This is a genomic window from Pseudomonas sp. NFIX49, from assembly GCF_900115915.1.
In the GTDB taxonomy this organism is placed as follows: Bacteria; Pseudomonadota; Gammaproteobacteria; order Pseudomonadales; family Pseudomonadaceae; genus Aquipseudomonas; species Aquipseudomonas pharyngis.
The window spans coordinates 353,450-370,402 of the sequence record NZ_FOYE01000001.1 but is presented as its reverse complement, the minus strand read 5'-3'; the positions used below and the strand labels follow the sequence as shown (position 1 = coordinate 370,402).

General features: G+C 61.6%; 15 protein-coding genes and 1 pseudogene. 12 read left to right on the top strand and 4 right to left on the bottom strand.

Going from position 1 to position 16,953, the window contains the following annotated elements; translation table 11 throughout:
* Positions 1–5: 5 nt before the first annotated feature.
* Positions 6–1,493 (bottom strand): helicase HerA-like domain-containing protein, encoded by a 1,488-nt coding sequence (locus tag BMZ46_RS01650; protein ID WP_039766209.1) that lies wholly within the window; start codon positions 1,491–1,493, stop codon positions 6–8.
* A 187-nt stretch (positions 1,494–1,680) separates the two neighbouring features.
* On the opposite strand from BMZ46_RS01650, the pseudogene BMZ46_RS29705 reads away from it, so the two are divergent.
* The 5 genes and pseudogenes from BMZ46_RS29705 to BMZ46_RS01630 all read left to right on the top strand — a co-directional run.
* A pseudogene (locus BMZ46_RS29705) lies at positions 1,681–2,712 on the top strand (cache domain-containing protein); the annotation flags it as partial.
* A 93-nt stretch (positions 2,713–2,805) separates the two neighbouring features.
* Positions 2,806–3,570, top strand: coding sequence for a methyl-accepting chemotaxis protein (locus BMZ46_RS29700; protein WP_371855245.1), 765 nt, complete (start codon positions 2,806–2,808; stop codon positions 3,568–3,570).
* 287 nt (positions 3,571–3,857) lie between these two features.
* Positions 3,858–4,970, top strand: a complete 1,113-nt coding sequence (locus tag BMZ46_RS01640; protein ID WP_074688361.1) for an N-acetylglucosaminyl phosphatidylglycerol synthase — start codon at positions 3,858–3,860, stop codon at positions 4,968–4,970.
* Entirely contained in the window at positions 4,963–5,739 is a 777-nt protein-coding gene (locus tag BMZ46_RS01635; protein ID WP_074688364.1) for an N-acetylglucosaminyl phosphatidylglycerol deacetylase, read from the top strand. The genes BMZ46_RS01640 and BMZ46_RS01635 overlap by 8 nt, the downstream gene beginning before the upstream one ends.
* Positions 5,736–6,734 carry a glucosaminyl phosphatidylglycerol flippase gene (locus tag BMZ46_RS01630; protein WP_074688366.1) on the top strand — a complete coding sequence of 333 codons (999 nt, stop codon included), beginning with the start codon at positions 5,736–5,738 and terminating at the stop codon, positions 6,732–6,734. The genes BMZ46_RS01635 and BMZ46_RS01630 overlap by 4 nt, the downstream gene beginning before the upstream one ends.
* Here the strand turns inward: BMZ46_RS01630 and BMZ46_RS29290 are convergent.
* Positions 6,718–6,894 carry a hypothetical protein gene (locus BMZ46_RS29290; RefSeq protein ID WP_007951232.1) on the bottom strand — a complete coding sequence of 59 codons (177 nt, stop codon included), beginning with the start codon at positions 6,892–6,894 and terminating at the stop codon, positions 6,718–6,720. The genes BMZ46_RS01630 and BMZ46_RS29290 overlap by 17 nt on opposite strands.
* Before the next feature lie 58 nt (positions 6,895–6,952).
* Positions 6,953–7,801, bottom strand: a complete 849-nt coding sequence (purU, locus tag BMZ46_RS01625) for a formyltetrahydrofolate deformylase (RefSeq protein ID WP_011335666.1) — start codon at positions 7,799–7,801, stop codon at positions 6,953–6,955.
* A gap of 339 nt (positions 7,802–8,140) precedes the next feature.
* On the opposite strand from purU, the gene mvaT reads away from it, so the two are divergent.
* Entirely contained in the window at positions 8,141–8,518 is a 378-nt protein-coding gene (mvaT, locus tag BMZ46_RS01615; protein ID WP_007951234.1) for a histone-like nucleoid-structuring protein MvaT, read from the top strand.
* 101 nt (positions 8,519–8,619) lie between these two features.
* Here mvaT and sbcB read toward each other — a convergent pair whose 3' ends face one another.
* Positions 8,620–10,050 carry an exodeoxyribonuclease I gene (sbcB, locus tag BMZ46_RS01610; RefSeq protein WP_074688370.1) on the bottom strand — a complete coding sequence of 477 codons (1,431 nt, stop codon included), beginning with the start codon at positions 10,048–10,050 and terminating at the stop codon, positions 8,620–8,622.
* A 180-nt stretch (positions 10,051–10,230) separates the two neighbouring features.
* On the opposite strand from sbcB, the gene BMZ46_RS01605 reads away from it, so the two are divergent.
* Genes BMZ46_RS01605 through BMZ46_RS01580 form a run of 6 tightly spaced genes read left to right on the top strand, consistent with a single transcriptional unit; the run spans position 10,231 to position 16,950 of the window.
* Positions 10,231–10,956 carry an RDD family protein gene (locus BMZ46_RS01605; RefSeq protein ID WP_074688372.1) on the top strand — a complete coding sequence of 242 codons (726 nt, stop codon included), beginning with the start codon at positions 10,231–10,233 and terminating at the stop codon, positions 10,954–10,956.
* Positions 10,953–11,930 (top strand): stage II sporulation protein M, encoded by a 978-nt coding sequence (locus tag BMZ46_RS01600; RefSeq protein WP_074688528.1) that lies wholly within the window; start codon positions 10,953–10,955, stop codon positions 11,928–11,930. The genes BMZ46_RS01605 and BMZ46_RS01600 overlap by 4 nt, the downstream gene beginning before the upstream one ends.
* A complete protein-coding gene (locus tag BMZ46_RS01595; protein WP_074688374.1) occupies positions 11,917–13,461 on the top strand; it encodes a DUF4129 domain-containing protein in 1,545 nt (514 codons plus the stop codon). Before BMZ46_RS01600 ends, BMZ46_RS01595 begins: the two co-directional genes overlap by 14 nt.
* On the top strand, positions 13,458–14,624 hold the full coding sequence (locus BMZ46_RS01590) for a DUF4350 domain-containing protein (protein ID WP_074688376.1): 1,167 nt from the start codon (positions 13,458–13,460) through the stop codon (positions 14,622–14,624). Before BMZ46_RS01595 ends, BMZ46_RS01590 begins: the two co-directional genes overlap by 4 nt.
* The gene (locus BMZ46_RS01585) at positions 14,621–15,622 is read left to right on the top strand and encodes an AAA family ATPase (protein ID WP_074688378.1); all 1,002 of its coding nucleotides are present in this window, start codon (positions 14,621–14,623) and stop codon (positions 15,620–15,622) included. Before BMZ46_RS01590 ends, BMZ46_RS01585 begins: the two co-directional genes overlap by 4 nt.
* On the top strand, positions 15,619–16,950 hold the full coding sequence (locus BMZ46_RS01580) for a DUF58 domain-containing protein (RefSeq protein ID WP_074688380.1): 1,332 nt from the start codon (positions 15,619–15,621) through the stop codon (positions 16,948–16,950). The genes BMZ46_RS01585 and BMZ46_RS01580 overlap by 4 nt, the downstream gene beginning before the upstream one ends.
* Positions 16,951–16,953: the final 3 nt, after the last annotated feature.

Genomic DNA, 16,953 nt, shown 5'->3' with positions numbered 1-16,953 from the left:
GTTGATCAGCGGCGTTTGCTGCCCCCGAGCAATGACCCCATCAGACCACGCACCAACTGTTTACCCAGCGAATTCGCCGCCTGACGCATCGCCGACTTGAGCGCCTGCCCCGCCGCCGTCCCGAGGAATTCTCCAGCCTTGTCCGCCAGGCTCGGCTCTTCAGCGGCCGGTTTGCCCGGTGCCGCTTCCGCCTCCGGCGCCAGTCCTTTGCGACCCATCAGGATTTCATAGGCCGACTCGCGATCGATCGGCTTGTCATAACGGCCCTTGAACGGCGAACCGGCAATCAGCATCGTGCGTTCGGTCTCGGTCAACGGCCCGATTCGTGATTGCGGCGGCGCCACCAGCACTCGCTGAACCATTTCCGGTGTGCCCTTCTCTTGCAGCGTGCCAACCAGTGCCTCGCCAATCCCGAGCTCGGTGAGTACCGACAATGCATCGAACGCCGGATTCGGCCGGAAGCCATCCGCTACCGCCCGCAGGGATTTCTGCTCCTTGGCGGTGAACGCGCGCAGGCCGTGCTGGATCCGCAGCCCCAGTTGCGCCAGCACGTCGTCCGGCAGATCGCCCGGCGACTGAGTGACGAAATACACGCCCACACCTTTGGAACGGATCAGCCGCACCACTTGCTCCAAGCGTTCCTGCAACGCCTTGGGCGTGTCACCGAACAACAAATGCGCCTCATCGAAAAACAGCGCCAGCAACGGTTTGTCGGCATCGCCGCGTTCAGGCAGTTGCTCGAACAGCTCGGCCAGCAGCCACAACAGGAAGGTCGCGTAGACCTTCGGCGCCTCATGTACCAGACGACTGGCGTCGAGCAGATGAATGCGTCCGCGACCATCGGCGGTCGGCTGCAGAATGTCCTCCAGTTGCAGCGCCGGCTCGCCGAACAACGCCTCGGCACCCTGCTGCTCCAGCGTCGCCAGACGCCGCAACAGCGCCTGGCTGGAGCCGGTGGTGAACAGCGCCGCGTCTTCGCCCAACAGCTGCGGATTGTCCTTGAGGTGATTGAGCAGCGCTTTCAGGTCTTTGAGATCCAGCAGCAACAGGCCTTCGCGATCCGCCACCTTGAAAGCGGCGTACAACGCCGATTGCTGGCTGTCGGTCAGCTCCAGCAGGGCGCCGATCAGCAGCGGGCCCATTTCGCTCAGCGTGGTGCGCAACGGATGACCGGACTGACCGTGAATGTCCCACAAGGTCACGGGATACGCCTGAGGCTTGTGATTGAGCCACGGCATGCCGGCGATGCGCTCGGCAATCTTGCCCTGGGGATTGCCGGCAGCACCGAGGCCGCACAGGTCGCCCTTGACGTCGGCGGCGAACACCGCGACGCCGGCGTCACTGAACGCCTCGGCCAGGCGCTGCAAGGTGACGGTCTTGCCGGTACCGGTGGCCCCGGCCACCAGCCCGTGACGGTTGGCCAGGCGCATGGCCTGGGCGATCGGTTGCCCGGCGAGGTCGGCGCCGATTACGAGTTGCAAGGAGTCAGGCATTTGGTCACCCAATGGTTAATCTTTGTCGAGCATGGCCGATAGCTAAAGGTGACAGATGCGACTGACATCCGCATCGGAGATTTCCCTAAGGAGAAGCGGAAATACCTGCTTGTACCCATCAAGCCCACCTAGCGAGCATCTATAGAAGCACGCCCTGAATAATAAGACCTTAGCGGAACCCCAAGCCATGAACAAAAATCTGCGTTTCAGCCATAAAATTTTGCTTGCCGCCGCCCTCATCGTCATCGCCGCCTTCGCCTCGTTCACGCTGTACAACGACTGGTTGCAACGCAATGCGATCCGCGAGGACCTGGACAATTACCTCAACGAGATGGGCGAGGTCACCGCCGACAACATCCAGACCTGGCTCAGCGGGCGCATCCTGCTGATCGAGAACGCGGCGCAGAACATCGCCATCAATCCCGAGCCTGCCGCCGTCGCCAGCCTGCTGGAACAGAAAGCCCTGACGTCGACCTTCATGGCGTCCTACCTGGGCGATGCCACCGGGCACTTCACCATCCGCCCGGATGCGAAGATGCCGGACGGTTTCGATCCACGGGTTCGCCCTTGGTATAAGGGTGCCGAAAGCAGCAGTTCTTCGACCCTGACCGAACCGTACATCGACGCGGCCACCGGCCAGACCATCATTTCCATCGCCACCGCCGCGAAAAAGGCCGGCCAGAGCGTGGGCGTGGTGGGCGGCGACCTGAGCCTGCAAACCCTGATCGACACCCTCAGCGCCCGAGATTTTTCCGGCATGGGCTACGCGTTCCTGGTCAGCGCCGACGGCAAGATCCTGGTGCACCCGGACAAGGCCCTGGTGATGAAGTCCCTGAAGGAAGCCTATCCGCAGGACACCCCGCGCATCAGCAGTGACTTCACTGAAGTCACCGTCGACGGCCAGACCCGCATCGTCAACTTCACCCCGATCAAAGGCCTGCCGTCGGTGAACTGGTACATCGGCCTGTCGGTGGACAAAGACAAAGCCTTCTCGATGCTCAGCGAATTCCGCACCTCGGCCGTGATCGCGACCGTGATTGCAGTGGCGATCATCATTGCCCTGCTCGGCATGCTGATCCGCATCCTGATCCAGCCGCTGCATGTCATGACTCGCGCCATGGAAGACATCGCCGACGGCGAAGGCGACCTGACCAAGCGCCTGACCATCCAGAACCAGGACGAATTCGGCGTGCTTGGTACCGCGTTCAACCGTTTCGTCGAGCGTATTCACGGCTCGATTCGCGAAGTGTCGTCGGCCACCGGCCAGGTCAACGAAGTCGCTTTGCGGGTAGTCGCCGCCTCGAACTCGTCGATGTACAACTCCGACCAGCAAGCCTCGCGTACCAACAGCGTGGCGGCGGCGATCAACCAGCTCGGCGCCGCCGCCCAGGAAATCGCCCGCAACGCCGCCCAGGCCTCGACCCAGGCCAGCGACGCCCGTGGCCTGGCCGAAGACGGTCAGCAAGTGGTGGAGCGCAGCATCAAGGCGATGAACCAACTGTCGAGCATGCTCAGCGCCTCCAGCAGCAATATCGAATCGCTGAACAGCAAGACCGTGAACATCGGCCAGATTCTGGAAGTGATCACCAGCATTTCCCAGCAGACCAACCTGCTGGCGCTCAACGCGGCCATCGAGGCAGCGCGTGCCGGGGAAGCCGGGCGCGGATTTGCGGTGGTGGCGGACGAAGTGCGCAACCTCGCCCACCGCACCCAGGAATCGGCGCAACAGGTACAGACCATGATCGAGGAACTGCAAGTCGGCGCCCGCGAATCCGTCAGCACCATGAGCGACAGCCAGCGCCACAGCCAGGACAGCGTGGACATCGCCAACCTCGCCGGCGAGCGCCTGAACAGCGTGACCCAGCGCATTGGTGAAATCGACGGCATGAACCAGTCGGTGGCGACCGCGACGGAAGAGCAGACGGCGGTGGTCGAGTCGATCAACGTGGATATCACCGAGATCAACACGCTGAACCAGGAAGGCGTCGAGAACTTGCAGGCGACGTTGCGTGCCTGTTCGGATCTGGAGCAGCAGGCTTCGAGACTGAAGCAGTTGGTGGGTAGTTTCCGGATCTAAGATCAAGATCAAAAGCCTACCCCCTCACCCCCAAGGGGGCGAGGGGGAAAGGGAGCAGATCTTCAGGGTTTTCAGGTCCTGAGCTCGGCGCGAAACTTTCAGGTCGATGTATCACGACCAAACACCTCGGTCAGTCCCCTCTCCCCCTGGGAGAGGGTTAGGGTGAGGGCCTGACGCCCTCAACCCCAGCACAAATCCCCCTGCCGCCCCCCACCGCGAAACCCCGACCGAACATCTATTCTTGATAAAGGTCAACCAAGGGAGATCACTGCGGAGGGACGTTCACCGTGCATATCGCTGACATCACCATGTTCTACGCCCCGGCCAGCGGCGGCGTGCGCACCTATCTGGATGCCAAGCACCGTCGGCTGGGGGTCAAGCCCGGCATCCGCCACAGCCTGCTGATCCCCGGGGCGGATTTTGGTGAGTCTGACGGCGTTTATACGGTTCCCGCCCCTGCCCTGCCCTTCGGCAAGGGCTATCGTTTTCCCCTGCGCCTGGCTCCTTGGCGAAACGTTTTGCAGGATCTGCAACCCGATCTGATCGAAGTCGGCGACCCGTACCTCACCGCCTGGGCCGCGCTCGATGCACGGCGACAACTGGATGTGCCGGTGATCGGTTTCTACCACTCGGACCTGCCACTGCTGGTGGGTAACCGCATGGGCCATTGGGTCACGCCGAATGTCGATGCGTATGTGCGCAAGTTGTACGGCAATTTCGACCGGGTGCTGGCACCCAGCCAGGTCATGGCCGACAAGCTCAGCAGACTGGGGGTGCGCAACGTATATGTGCAGCCGTTGGGCGTTGACCTGCAAACCTTCCATCCGGATGCCCGCGACGACGGGGTACGCACCGAACTGGGGATCGCCGAGGACACGCGCCTGCTGATCTTTGCCGGTCGCGGTTCCAAGGAGAAAAACCTGCCGGTGCTGCTCGACTGCATGAAACGTCTGGGCCCGCGTTATCACTTGTTGCTGGTCGGCTCGTCGATGCCGGCGTCCGTCCCGGACAATGTCAGCGTGATCGACCGGTTCTGCCCTGCCGTACAGGTCGCGCGGTTGATGGCCAGTGCCGACGCGCTGATCCATGCAGGCGATCAGGAAACCTTCGGTCTGGTGATCCTGGAGGCCATGGCTTGTGGCATTCCGGTGGTGGCGGTGGCAGCCGGGGCGTTCGAGGAAATCGTCAGCGAATGTTGCGGGCTGCTCTGCGCGCCGAACAATTCGCAAGCCATGGCCAATGCCGTGCGCGAACTGTTCAGTCGCGGGACTGACGTAATCGGTCGACAGGCACGCCAACATGTCGAACGGCATTACGCCTGGGACACGGTGGTCGACAGCCTGCTGAGCCATTACCACGCGGTACTCGGCGATTCGGTTCCTCGGGTGGCCAATGGCTGAATCACACGAGCGCCCGGCGGTAATGCTGGTGCTGCATGACGTGGCACCCTCCACGTGGGCCGATTATCGAGAGTTTGTCGAAGCCGTTGACCGGTTGGGCAACGTCCCGATGACGTGGCTGGTGGTCCCGGACTTCCATCGCCACGATGCCCTTGAGGCCCACCCGGAGTTCTGTCGCATGCTCGACGAGCGCGTCGCCCGCGGCGATGAACTGGCCCTGCACGGCCACTTTCATGAGGACACCGAGCCCGGCCCGCGCACCGCTCGCGACTGGTTCATGCGGCGGGTCTACACCCATGAAGGCGAGTTCTATCAGTTGTCCCAGGAAGCCGCCCTCGCCCGCCTGCGTCCCGGGATCGATCTGTTTCGGCGCCACGGCTGGCCGCTGCACGGTTTCGTCGCCCCCGCCTGGTTGATGAGCGCAGGCACGCGCGAGGCACTGCGCGAATTGCCGCTACGCTACACCAGCGATCCGCAGCATCTTTATCACTTGCCGGATTTCGCGGCGGTCGAGGCCCCCGGACTGGTGTGGAGCGCGCGCAGTGCCTGGCGTCGCGGGGTGTCGAAGATCGTCAGCGAACAGCGTGAGCAGCGCTGGCGTCAGGCGCCGGTGATTCGTCTAGGCTTGCACCCGGTGGACATGCGTCACCGCTTTTCCCGGGATTACTGGTGGCGCACCCTTGAACGACTGCTGGCGGACGGACGCGTGCCCATGACCAAAATCGACTGGCTGACACGCCAGCACACTCAAGCCGAGCGTGCCGCTTGAGTCGCGGCATTCTGTTGCTGATCGGCCTGTTGGTGGCCGTGGCGGTGCCCGTCCTGCTCGGCGGCGGCGAGACTTGGGAGCGCTTGCAGGCTTTTCCGCTGAATTGGCTGTTGATCATGTTCGCCATGGTGCTGCTGTGCTGGGGCATCAACACCTTGCGCCTGCGGCTGCTGCTCGGCGATCAGCGTGACCGGGTCACGCCCGTGAAAAGCCTCGGAGTGGTGATGGCGGCCGAATTCGCCTGGTGCGCCACGCCCGGCGGCAGCGGAGGGCCGTTGACGATCATGGCGCTGCTGGCGCGCAGCGGCGTGCGCCCGGCCCGGGGCAGCGCCGTGTTTGCGATGGATCAGTTGAGCGATCTGCTGTTTTTTCTCTGCGCCCTGAGCGGAATTCTGATCTACGCGCTGTTCCAGCATCTGAGTGATCGTATGGAATGGCTGCTGATTGTCAGCGCCGTGTCATTGTCCGGGGGCTTGCTGAGCTGCATATTGGTTGCGCGCTATCACCGCCGTTTGATCCGCTTGAGCGGACGACTGCTGGCCGGGATGAACATCGAACCGCGAACTCGACGGCGCTGGGCGCGGCAGTTACTGCACTTTCTGGCAGCTTTCACCGATGCGCTGAAGTTGCCCTGGGCGACATTGATCAAGGTGTTCGTCCTGACCTGCGTGCATTGGTCGCTGCGTTACAGCGTGCTGTATCTGGCGTTGCGCGGTCTGGGGGCGGATGTGCAGTGGGCCTGGACGTTTCTGATCCAGATGCTTTCGCTGGGGGCGGGGCAATTCAGCCTGTTGCCGGGCGGTGCCGGTGCAGCGGAATTGACCTCGGCGGCGCTGCTGGCGCCAATGGTCGGCAAATCGACCGCGGCGGCGGCGATCCTGATCTGGCGGGTGGTGACGTATTACTTCTATCTTCTGGTCGGTGGCCCGGTGTTTCTATTGATGCTGGGCCGGCCATTGCTGAAAAAACTGCTGAGCGTCAGACAGGCTTCTTGAGGTCATCCTCTTCGTCCTTGAGTTGTTCCCACAGTTCGGCAGCACCGGGAAACTCCGTGCCGTCCTCCGGGCTCAGGTCATCCGGGTCATAGCGGCTCAAGCAGCCTTCGCCCAAGGTGGCGGGTGCCTTGGAAGTGGCTTTGTCCAGTGGATCGCTCATCGGTCATTCCTCACGGTCCATGGATCGCTCCCACGCTCTGCGTGGGAGCGAACCTGAATCAGAACACCACGGTCTTGTTGCCGTGCACCAGCACGCGGTCTTCCAGGTGATAGCGCAGGCCACGGGCCAGCACCATCTTCTCGACGTCACGGCCGAAACGCACCATGTCTTCGATACTGTCGCTGTGGCTGACGCGGACCACGTCCTGCTCGATGATCGGGCCGGCGTCCAGCTCTTCGGTCACGTAGTGGCAGGTCGCACCGATCAGCTTCACGCCGCGCATCGAAGCCTGGTGGTACGGCTTGGCACCGACGAACGACGGCAGGAAGCTGTGGTGAATGTTGATCACCTTGTGCGCGTATTCGCGGCACATGTCCGGCGGCAGGATCTGCATGTAGCGCGCCAGCACCACCACTTCGGCATCGTGCTGCTTGACCAGACGCGACACTTCGTCGAAGGCCGGTTGCTTGTCCTGCGGATTGACCGGCACGTGGTAATAAGGAATGCCATGCCACTCGACCATGCTGCGCAGGTCGTCGTGGTTGGAAATCACGCAGGAGATCTCGCAATCCAGCTCGTCGCTGTGCCAGCGGTGCAGCAGATCAGCCAGGCAGTGGGATTCGCGGCTGGCCATCAGCACCACGCGTTTTTTCTGCTCGGTGTCGGTGATGCGCCAGTCCATCGAGAACTCTTCGGCGATCGGTGCAAACTTCTCGCGCAACACCTCGATACCGAAAGGCAGGGAATCGGCACGGATTTCGTGACGCATGAAGAACCAGCCGACCTGGTTATCCGAGTGGTGGCTCGCTTCGGTGATCCAGCCATTGTGGGCCGCCAGAAAGTTACTGACTTTGGCAACGATGCCAACGCGGTCCGGGCAAGAAATCACCAACCGAAAAGTGCGCATGAGGGGGAAACTCCAGAACTTCGCAAAGGCCGCCATTCTAGCGACTGCGCGGGAAAACTGCAGTATTGATGACCCTCGGAGCCTCACGGCAGCCCGTCGCAGCTTTTTTGACGCGCGTAAACGCCAGAATGATGGCGTTGCAATAGCCATGCTTGAACGGAGCTGTGTGAATATCTGTGAAGACTCCATCACAATATTTAACTGAACATTCAATTCAGGGCTTTTCAACGTAACTAATTCAAATAAAAACCCCGGTTAAATGTTTACTTGATGAAACAGCCTGACTATTATTGCCGCACTGTCCCCTGCCATCGCGCACTCCCACATAAGGTAGTAATCATGTCCTTGATCAACGAATATCGTGCCACCGAAGAAGCTATCAAAGAGCTGCAAGCCCGTTTGAAGAACCTGTCGCAAGACGACAAACTGCAAGCCGAGCTGGAATTCGAAGGCAAACTGCGCACACTGATGGGCGAATATTCCAAATCCCTGCGCGACATCATCGCGCTGCTGGATCCAGAGTCCAAAACCAAGGCTCCACGTGGCGGCGCAGCCAAAACTACCGGCACCAAGCGTGCTCGCAAAGTTAAACAATACAAAAACCCGCACAACGGCGAAGTCATCGAAACCAAAGGTGGCAACCACAAAACTCTGAAAGAGTGGAAAGCCAAGTGGGGCGGTGACGTGGTTGAAGGCTGGGCTACCCTGCTGGGCTAAGCCGCAACCCTTGTCGCAGAGCGCTTCTGTGACACAAAAAAACGCCAGCGAATGCTGGCGTTTTTTTATGCCCGGCATTCAAGCGCCGGACATGTTCGATTTCAAAGATCCAAACGTTTGCGCAATGCCTGGACATAGTTCTGCCATTCAACCAACACCTCGGCCTGCATCGGCGCAGCACTAAGCAGCCATTGCTCCATGGCCTCGGCAAAAGATTGCAAGGTATTAGGAGCGCCCCACTCCGGCGCGGACAAGCGTTGCCGGCAAAAGATTTTCCAGCGTTCTTGCTCTTCGAAATTCAACGTATCGGGAAAGTTACGTGCTCGATATCGAAACAACAATTCGGGCAAACGTTCGTCATCGAACGGCCATTGCTCTCGCGCCAATTGAGCAGGATCGGTCGCCCTCACTTGCTCACATAAACGACGATCGCGATCACCGATAAATCCGTCGTACAACTGTTGTTCGGGATCTTCACTCGAGGCGAAATCTTCGCTGGCATAAATCGCCGAGACTTTATCTTTCCAAACTTGTTGTGCGTCACTTAGTCGCAATGCACGCGCCTGATACAACGCCATGTCCAGACCCAGACGCTGTTGATCTTCAGCACGCAGCACCGCCAACGGCGCCACCACCGGGCACTTGTTGATGTGGATGAGTTTGAGCGGCACCGGCAACTCGCCTTCGGCCAGATCGTCACGGCGGGTATACAGGCGCTGACGCAATGTTTCGGCATCCAGGTCGAGCAGACCCTGCGGATCCAGGTGCAGATCACACACGATCAGCGCGTTCTTGTTGCGCGGATGCCAGGCCAGCGGCAGCACCACGCCGACATAACTGCGCGCAGCGGAGAAGCGTCCGGAAATGTGCACCATCGGCTGCAACAGGCGAATCTGGTCCATGACCTTCTGTTTGCTGCGCAGCTGGAACAGCCAGTCATACAGCTTCGGCTGCTTCTCGCGGATCAACCGGGCCAGGGCGATGGTGGCGCGTACGTCCGACAACGCTTCGTGAGCATTGCCGTGGTCGATGTTGTTGGCGGCGGTCAGACGTTCGAGCTTGAGCGTCACCTTGCCTTCGTCGTCGGTCGGCCAGACCAGCCCGTCCGGGCGCAATGCGTAGGCGGCGCGCACCACATCGATCAGATCCCAGCGACTGTTGCCGCCCTGCCATTCACGGGCGTAGGGATCGAAAAAGTTGCGGTACAGGCTGTAGCGGGTCATCTCGTCGTCGAAGCGCAAGGTGTTGTAACCCGCGCCGCAGGTACCGGGAGCCGCGAGCTGGGCGTGGACCCGGGTCATGAAGTCGGCTTCGCTCAAGCCCTGTTCGGCGAGGCGACTCGGGGTGATGCCGGTGATTGCGCACGCCGCCGGGTGCGGCAGGATGTCTTCGCTGGGCTGGCAGTAGAGATTGACCGGCGCGTCGATTTCGTTGAGTTCGTGGTCGGTGCGGATCCCGGCCACCTGCAACGGGCGGTCGCATCGGGGATTGATGCCGGTGGTTTCGTAGTCGTACCAGAAAATGGAAGTCACGGGCGGTTCCTGAACTGAAGATCGGCAAAGTCTAGGCGTTCGACTGCTGTCGCGGCCAGCACCGCATCATTCAGTCACCTTTGGTTGAAAGATGTGTATGACATAGTTATGTCGTTTCCCCCCGAGAGACTGCTAGCATCGGACGCACTTGCATCCCGATCCGGCAACATCAGGTAGCCCATGCTCGAGACCACAGCACCGCCAAGGAAAGCACCGCTGGCCCCGCCACTGGACACACGGCATCAGGTCGAAACGCCGGAAGGCATCGACCTGCCGCTGCGTCCCGCCGGCCTGATGGTGCGCGCCGTGGCGTTCACCATCGATCTGGGGTTGCGCGGGCTGATCCTCGGCCTGCTGCTCATGGTGCTGGCGCTGCTCGGCAAACTCGGTATCGGCCTGGGCTCACTGCTGCTGTTCGTGGTGAGCTGGTGGTACATGGTGCTGTTCGAAGTGCTGCGTCAGGGCCGTTCGCCGGGCAAGCAATGGATGGGCTTGCGAGTAGTGCACGACGACGGCACACCGGTCGGCTGGTCGGCGTCGCTGCTGCGCAACCTGCTGCGTTTTGTCGACCTGATGCCGTTCGGCTATTTCCTCGGTGCGATCAGTTGCCTGCAACACCCGACCTTCAAACGCCTCGGCGACATCGCGGCCGGCACGCTGGTGATCTACAGCGAACGCCCTCTCAAGCGCCCGCAGTTGCCCGATGCCGAACCCCGCCGCTCGCCGATCCCGCTGACCCTGACTGAACAACGCGCCCTGCTCGCCTTCGCCGAACGCCAGGGCGAACTGTCGACGGCGCGGGTCAACGAACTCGCTGCATTGCTTGCTCAGCCACTGCACATCAGCGCACCGAAAGCCGTTGGTGAACTCAACGGCATCGCTCGCGGCCTGTTGGGTCCGACATGAAGCAAAGCCTTTTCGAATCCCGCCACAAGGCCGAATGGGAGCGTTTCAGCCTCGCCCTCGAACGACTTGAACGCGGCAAGGACACTTCGCAGGTTGCGGAATTTCCAAAGGCTTATCGGCGACTCTGCCAGCATCTGGCCCTGGCACAGGAACGCGGTTACAGCAGCTTTCTCGTCGACTCCCTGCAACAGCAAGTACTGCGCGGCCATCAACAGCTTTACCGTCATCGCAGCCAGCTCGGCGCTAACGTGCTGGGTTTCATCCTGGCCGGTTTTCCACGATTAGTCCGCGCAGAATGGCGCTTCGTGCTGGTCGCCGCACTGCTGTTCTTCGGCAGCCTGATCGGTTTCGGTGTCCTGGTTTTCCTGTTTCCGGAGCTGGTCTACAACCTGATTCCCGCCGATCAGGTGCGCGAGATGCAGAGCATGTATGACCCGGCCGCCGGCCATCTCGGGCGTTCGGCCGAGCGCGCGGCGAGCGAAGACTGGGTGATGTTCGGCTACTACATCATGCACAACATCGGCATCGCCTTTCAGACCTTCGCCAGCGGTTTGCTGCTGGGGGTGGGCAGTGCGTTTTTCCTGTTCTACAACGGGCTGATCATCGGCGCGGTGGCCGGGCATCTCAGTGAAATCGGCTTCGGCCAGACCTTCTGGTCGTTCGTGATCGGACACGGTGCGTTCGAACTCAGCGCCATTGCTCTGGCCGGCGCGGCAGGACTGAAACTGGGTTGGGCATTGATCGCGCCGGGACGCCTGACACGAATCGAAGCCCTGCAGATTGCGGCGCTCCAGAGCATCCTGCTGATCTGCGGCGTGATGCTGTTTCTGTTGATCGCCGCGTTTATCGAAGCCTACTGGTCGTCGCGTACCGGAGTCACGCCGCAGACCAAATACCTGGTCGGCGCCGGGCTCTGGATTTGCGTGGCGATCTATCTGCTGTTCGCCGGAAGGACCCGTCATGCGCCTGAGTGACGCCACCGTGGCGATCCGTCCGCGCACCACCTGGGAAGCCATGGATCTGGGCGTGCTCATGAGCCAGCAGCACCGGCGCCTGCTGATGACCAGTTGGGCGATCGTCACCCTGCCGCTGTTCGCGGTGCTCAGCCTGTTGTTGTGGGATTCGCCGTCAATCGCCGTGTTCATCTTCTGGTGGCTGAAACCGGCCTACGAACGCTTGCCGCTGTACATCCTGTCCAAGGCGCTGTTCGGCGAAACGCCCACTTTGAAACAGGCCTTGCGCCAATGGCCGCGCCTGCTCAAGCCGCAACTGCTCACCAGCCTGACCTGGCGCCGCTTCAGCCTGAGCCGCAGCTTCCTGCTGCCCGTGCTGCAACTCGAAGGCCTCGACGGCACGGCCCGCCAGCAGCGTTTGCAGGTGTTGTTGCAACGCAATGCCGGCGCCGCGCAGTGGCTGACGATCATCGGCGTGCATCTTGAAACGGCGCTGTGGATCGGGCTGATGGTGTTGTTCTATCTGCTGCTGCCGCAACAGGTCGAAACCGATTGGGACTGGCAAAGCCTGATCTTCGCGGCCGACTACGAATGGCGCTGGCTGGAGCATCTGACCAACGCGTTCTATGCGCTGATTCTGGTGATCTGGGAGCCGGTATATGTCGCCTGCGGATTCAGCCTGTATCTGAACCGCCGCACCGTCCTCGAAGCCTGGGACATCGAACTGGTATTCCGCCGCTTGCGCCAGCGTTTGAACAGCAGCGCAATCGGCTTACTGCTGGTGGTGTGTCTGCTGTTGCCGGGGTTGCCCTCAGCCTGGGCTGCCGAACCTGCCACGGCTCCAGATGCACCGCGTCTGTTGAACCAGCCGCTGACCAGCGAGGCATCACGCGACAGCATCAAGGCCTTGCTCGAACAACCGCCGTTCAAGAACAAGGAAACCGTTACCCGTTATCGCTTTGGCGAAGATCCCGCTGCTGCCGAAAAACCCAAGGAAGGCGAGGCACCACAATGGTTGAAAACCCTGCTTAAGTGGCTTGACGGTCGACACCTCGACGGCCTGGCCAAGGCGATCGAAGTCGTGCTGTGGGGCGCGGTGATCGCCGGGCTCGGCTGGCTGGTCTGGCGTTATCGAGATCTTCTGCAAACCTTCGTCGGCCGTCGTCCGCGCTTGCCCGAACCGAACAAAAGACCCTTGCCGCAACAGGCCTTCGGTCTGGACCTGCAAAAGCAAAGCCTGCCCGATGACATCGCCAGCCACGCGGAACAGCTCTGGCAAACCGAGCCGCGCGCGGCACTGGGTCTGCTGTACCGGGCATTGCTCAGTCATCTATTGCACGACTTCAACCTGACCTTGAAACCCGCCGATACCGAAAACGAAGTGCTGGCCCGGATCGAACAGTTGCAGCGCCCGGATCTGCTCACTTATAGCCGTCACCTCACCGGTCACTGGCAGAACATGGCCTACGGGCACCGCGTGCCGGCGGCGCATCTGCAACAGGAATTGTGTGATGGCTGGCGGTCCCTGTTCGGCCACGGAGTTGCCCGTTGAACCGGCGCGCACTCTGGCTTTTGGGCGGCGCGTTGATCGTCGCGCTGCTCGGTGCGCTGGGCATTTATCTGTACCTCAAGGCCACGCCGTACCAGGCCGAAGTCGATCACGGCCCGTCCCCCGCTGCGCAAGCCAATCCTTATCTGGCAGCGGAGATGTTTCTGCGCGAGCGCGGGATCGACGTCAGTCATGCCGAAAGCCTTGCCGTGTTGCCCGACATCGATCCGCGCCAGCACACGCTGCTGATGTTCAACGACCGCTCGAAAATGACTCCACGCCAGGTCGATCAGGTTCTGAACTGGGCCCGGGCCGGCGGAAGGCTGGTGTTTGTCGCCGAGTCGATCTGGGATGAAAAGACCGGCCAGAGCAACGACCTGCTGCTCGACCGCGTGCAACTGCATCAACTCTTCAGCAAGGATCTCAAGGATCCGCCGCCGGATGACGCCGAAGACCCGTTCCCGAATCTGACTAAACTCTATCTGGAAGACGAGGACGCACCCGCCTACGCCGGATTCGACACCGCCTTCCATCTCGAGGACCCGAAAAACCTCGCCCAGGCCTGGGCCAACAGCGCGAAAGCCACGCACATGATGCAACTGGCTTTCGGCCTCGGCACGATCACCGTGGTCACCGATGCCGATCTGTGGAAAACCCCGGCCATTGCGCAACACGACAATGCCTGGCTGCTCTGGTACCTCAGCGCCGACACGGCCGTGACCTTGTTGTACAACACTGAACACGACAATCTACTGACCCTGCTCTGGCGCTATTTCCCGCAAGCCATCGTCGCCCTGCTGGCGTTGATAGGTCTGTGGCTGTGGCATGTCGGCGTGCGTCACGGCCCGGTGCAGGCGCCGTCTCCGAGTGGTCGTCGACAGTTGATGGAACACCTGCGCGCCAGTGGCGATTTCATCCTGCGTCACAACGGCCAGCAGACCTTGCTGCAAGCGTTGCAGCAGGACGTTCTGCGCCGCGCCCGTCATCGACATCCCGGTTTCGACCAACTGAATGTCGCCGAACAATGGCTGGTGCTGTCGCGCCTGACCCGCCAACCGACCCGTGCCATCAGCCAGGCCCTGAGCCCGGCATCGAAGCGGCGCCTGTCCAGCGCCGAATTCTGCCGTCAGGTCGCCCACCTGCAAGCCTTGAGGAACACGCTATGACCGAACACATCGAACCCGGCTCGCCCAGCCACGTGGCCCAGCAACGCCAGCGCGCCAGCCAGTTGGCCCAGGCCGTGCGCGGCGAATTGCAAAAAGCGCTGATCGGCCAGAACCCGGTGATCGACGACGTGCTGACCGCGCTGATCGCCGGCGGCCACGTGCTGCTCGAAGGCGTTCCCGGCCTCGGCAAAACCTTGTTGGTACGCGCCCTGGCGAAGTGCTTCGGCGGCGAGTTCGCGCGCATCCAGTTCACCCCGGACCTGATGCCCAGCGACGTCACCGGCCACGCGGTCTACGACCTGCAGACCGAGCAGTTCAAACTGCGCAAGGGCCCGCTGTTCACCAACCTGTTGCTGGCCGACGAGATCAACCGCGCCCCGGCCAAGACCCAAGCCGCCCTGCTCGAAGCGATGCAGGAACGTCAGGTCACCCTCGAAGGCCGGGCCTTGCCGATTGCCCAGCCATTCATGGTGCTCGCCACGCAGAACCCGATCGAACAGGAAGGCACCTATCCCCTGCCGGAAGCCGAGCTCGATCGCTTCATGCTCAAGGTGCGCGTGGATTACCCCGACGCCGATCAGGAGCTGGACATGGTGCGGCAGGTCAGCCGCTCGACTCGCGCCGACATGCTCGATGTGCAACCGCTGCGCACCGTGCTGCAGGCCAAGGACGTGCAAGCCCTGCAGCGCATCGCCAGCGATTTGCCGCTGGACGATCAGGTGCTCGATTACGCCGTGCGTCTGGCGCGCAGCACCCGCACCTGGCCGGGGCTGAGCCTCGGCGCCGGGCCACGCGCCTCCATTGCACTGGTGCGCTGTGCCCGCGCCCGAGCCCTGTTGCGCGGCGGCGAATTCGTGATCCCGGACGACATCAAGGGCTGCGCACTGGCGGTGTTGCGCCATCGCGTACGCCTTGCACCGGAGCTGGACATCGAAGGGCTGCAAATCGATCAAGTCCTTCAGCAACTGCTCGACCAAGTACCGGCGCCGCGCCTGTGAAACCCTCGCGCCTGTTGTTGATCTGGCTGGCGATCCTGCTGACCATCAGCATAGTGCTGGGCACGTTGCAGGCGCTGAACTTCGACGTACCCGCCAGCCTGCTCTCGATCAACTGGGGATTGTTGCTGGCGCTGTTTGCGCTGAGCCTGCTGGACGCGCTGCGTCTCAAGCGCCTGCCCTCGCCCCGCGTGCAACGACAGATGCCCGGCAGCCTGGCCCTCGGTCGCTGGAGCGAAATCCGGCTGGACGTCGAACACGACTTCGCCCAGCCACTGACCATTCAACTCTTCGACCATGTACCCGATGGCCTCAGCCACGAAAACCTGCCGCTTTCCACCGAGCTGCAACCCGGCCAGCGCAGCCTGATCGGCTATCGCCTGCGCCCGCTCAAACGCGGCCACTACACCTTCGAAACCTGCGAACTCAACCTGCCGAGCCCCTTAGGCCTGTGGTCCGGCAAACGCCTGCTGACCATCACCGACCACACCCGCGTCTATCCCGACTTCGCCCGTCTCTACGGCGGCCAGTTGCTGGCGGTCGACAACTGGCTCAGCCAGCTCGGTGTGCGTCAGCGCCAGCGTCGTGGCCTGGGAATGGAATTCCATCAGCTCAGGGAATTTCGCGAAGGCGACAGCCTGCGCCAGATCGACTGGAAAGCCACCGCCCGCCATCGCACACCGATTGCCCGGGAGTACGAAGACGAACGGGATCAACAGATTGTTTTCATGCTCGATTGCGGGCGACAGATGCGCAGTCAGGATGGGGAGCTGTCGCATTTTGATCATGCGTTGAATGCGTGTCTGCTGTTGAGTTATGTGGCGTTGCGGCAGGGGGATGCGGTGGGCTTGTACACCTTCGCCAGCGAGCAGTCGCGGTTTATTGCACCGGTCAAAGGTGCGGGGCAGCTCAAGGTGTTGCTCAACGGTGTTTACGATCTGGATAGCACACGACGTTCTGCGGATTATACGGCGGCGGTGAATCAGTTACTGATAAGGCAAAAGCGTCGGGCGCTGGTGGTGCTGGTGACGAATGTGCGGGATGAGAGCAATGAAGAACTGCTGAGTGCCATGACACAACTGGGCAAGCAACACCGCGTACTCATCGCCAGCCTGTACGAAGAAAGGCTCGAAGACGTGCGGCTGACTCCGGTTCAATCGCTGACGGATGCGCTGGCCTATTGTGCAACGGTGGATTACTTGAACGGCACGGCAAGACTCCACGAGCAGTTGAGGACTCACGGAGTACCGATCATCAATGCCCGACCCTCGGAACTGGGCGCCGAGTTGGTGGCGCGATATCTGGCCTGGAAAAAAAGCGAAGTCTTGTGACTG